This is a genomic window from Kineococcus indalonis (genome assembly GCF_009906395.1).
In the GTDB taxonomy this organism is placed as follows: Bacteria; Actinomycetota; Actinomycetes; order Actinomycetales; family Kineococcaceae; genus Kineococcus; species Kineococcus indalonis.
The window spans coordinates 1-2,052 of the sequence record NZ_JAAALM010000633.1; the positions used below are offsets into that span (position 1 = coordinate 1).

General features: G+C 69.3%; 1 protein-coding gene. It reads left to right on the forward strand.

Annotated features, from left to right (window positions below; genetic code table 11):
• Positions 1 to 281: 281 nt before the first annotated feature.
• Entirely contained in the window at positions 282 to 1,595 is a 1,314-nt protein-coding gene (locus GTR00_RS19750) for a malectin domain-containing carbohydrate-binding protein (protein WP_166613255.1), read from the forward strand.
• Positions 1,596 to 2,052: the final 457 nt, after the last annotated feature.

The window sequence follows — 2,052 nt, forward strand, 5'->3', positions numbered from 1 at the left end:
CTGAGCCACCCGACCCGCCGCACCCCGTGACGCGTGTCGGCGCCCCGGACTCGGCTCGATGCTCCTGCTCCTGCGACGAGCCGGCGTACCGGGGAGGCCGGCCGGTGGAGCGCCGGACGTCCTGAGCGCGGACGGAGCCTCGAGTCCCATGACCACCCCCGAAGGGGGGACAAGGCCGCTCTTGACCCTGGATGATCGTTGAGAGTTGCATGTGCGCCGCCAGGGAGGTGGCGGTGAGGGATCGGCTCGCACCGCGTGATCGCGTGGTGGGGAGCTTCGTCATGTCCAGATCGAGCGTGCGGCGACTAGCGGCAGCGGTGTCGGCGGCAGCGCTGGCCGGTGCCGGGGTGGCGCTGGCCGCGCCGGCGCAGGCCGCGGCCTACGACCTGGTGGTCACCGACGTGCGACCGGCGCAACCGGGCGTGCAGGCCACCGGCTCGTACGTGGCCTTCGAGGCCACCATCAAGAACGCGGGCACCGCCGCGACGCCGGCCGGCATCGCCCACGGCGTCGCCTTCACCGTCAACGGCCGGGCCGTCACGTGGGACGACACCTCCCGCGACCCCCTCGCCCCCGGCGCCTCGCGCGTGATCCGGGCCACGGGCGGACCTGCCGGCTCCTCGTACTGGCAGGCCGGCACCGGGCAGTTCACGCTCGGCGCGACGGTGGACGACGTCAACCGCATCAAGGGCGAGGCCAACGAGTCCAACAACACGCGCACCGCGCCCCTGACGGTCACGCCACTGAAGCCGGTCAGCACGATCATCGCTGCGCCTGCCTCCACCCAGAAGGATTTTGAAGCCAACCACTCCAAGGCCGTCACCGTCTCCTGGGCGCCGGTGCCGGGCCAGCCCGTCGGAGCGGCGTACTCCGTCAGCGAGCTGCCCGCCTACGACACCTGCAGCTCCGGCGGACCGGTGTGGAAGAGCATCACTGCGAGCAACTCGATGACGTTCGAGATGACCGCGGGGGCACAGTGCGGCAACTCCGGCGAGGTCTACATCACCCGGTATCAGGTGACCACGGTCGGCACCCATGGAGCGCAGGAGGCGACGAATTGGTCCACCGTGGAGTGCGAGTGGTCCAATCACTTCGACCGGTACAGGCACTACCAACAAAGCACCGGCCTGGGATGCACCGGTCAATCCGGCCTGTTCGACTTTGAGGACCCCACCTGGGCGCTCATCGACGCTGGAGCAGCTGCGCCGACGCGCGGGTGGGAGGGTGACTCTGGTTACGACAAGGGCAGCGTGCACTACGCGGACTTCCCAGGGCTCAGTGAGGAGCAGAAGACAAGTCGATGGGGCTGGTCACGCTACGAAGCACGTGTCACCGACCAGTACATCGGTTACCCGAACACGGCTCGATTGACGTTCGTGGAGCCCACCTTCACCCGCGCCGGTCAGCGCGTCTTCGACGTCAAGGTCAACGGCAAGGTGGTCGCCACGAACCTCGACATCTTCGCCAAGGTGGGGCGTGGCAAGCCCTACATCGTGCAGGTACCCGTGGACGCTACGAACGGTGCGGTGACCATTGAAGCGACGAAGAAGGTCGACAATCCGATCATCGCCACCATCGAGGTGGTGCACGGTTAGTCGCCGCAGCACGTGAAGGCCTCTACCGCCTGCTCGGCGGAAAGGGTCTTCACGTGTGAGGAGCCTGATCACCTCGGCACGCTGATCTTCCTTCGCCGTTTCCGTGGCACGGGGGACGATGTCGCCGTGAAGGACAGCCCCTCGCCCCTCTCGTACGTGGAGGCAGACGGAGGTAGGTCGAGGCCTCCCCCACCGGCAGGACCGCGCGGCGGTGGCGGAGAGCAGCAATCGTGTCTTCGCGTGCGAGCGCATCGGGACGGGCGCGACGGACGCGGTCTTGTGCGTCCACCTCGCCCCACCCTGGCACCACCAGGAGCTGCTGCACGTGGGCGGCGACGTGGCGCGGGGTTCCACGGCCGCCACGCCGCCGCCCACGCACAGGGCAGCCATCCGGCCGTGCCGGGCGTGCCGGGGAGCTGCGCCGTGCGGTGGGGGCGGCGGGGGCCCATGCTCGTGG